Genomic DNA, 510 nt, shown 5'->3' with positions numbered 1-510 from the left:
GTATTCTTTCCGAGACAGGAGATCTGGGGAGCTATGACCACGGTCAGCAAATCCTGCGACTAGCGGGACTGCATCTGAGTGAAATCAGCTCCGGTCTGCATAAGGGTCAGACTCGCATTACAAAGCGAGGTCGTCCCAAACTGCGTAAAATGTTGTTTCTGGCGGTGCTGCATCTGGTCAAAAATAATACAGAGTTTCGCGCACAGCATCACTACAATACAAAAGTGAAGAAAATGAAAAAGATCCATTCCATCATCAAACTATGCGGCAAACTCACTCGTATATTAGTGGCCATGACGAATCAGAATCAGTCTTATATCCCTGAGAAATTTAGCCGTATGTCACTTGCAGCATAATCCACCATAATGAGTTTACGTGTGCTTGTTTATTCGCAGGAACCTAGATAAAAGAAAGCACGGAGTACCGAATATGTTTTACTCAAGGGCATAGACCCGTTCGCTCAGCAACATCGGCCTCCATCCCTTGGATAGGTGTAACGAAGGAATGTAA

The 510-nt window shown here is 44.9% G+C and carries 1 protein-coding gene; it reads left to right on the top strand.

Going from position 1 to position 510, the window contains the following annotated elements; all coding sequences use genetic code 11:
- A partial coding sequence (locus ACFSTH_RS11380) for a transposase (protein WP_377793667.1) occupies window positions 1-356 on the top strand: 356 nt, incomplete at its 5' end.
- Window positions 357-510 lie beyond the last annotated feature (154 nt).

The sequence above is a fragment of the Paenibacillus yanchengensis genome (assembly GCF_042684845.1).
GTDB classification, from domain to species: domain Bacteria; phylum Bacillota; class Bacilli; order Paenibacillales; family Paenibacillaceae; genus Pristimantibacillus; species Pristimantibacillus yanchengensis.
This window is presented reverse-complemented; position numbering and strand designations above follow the sequence as displayed.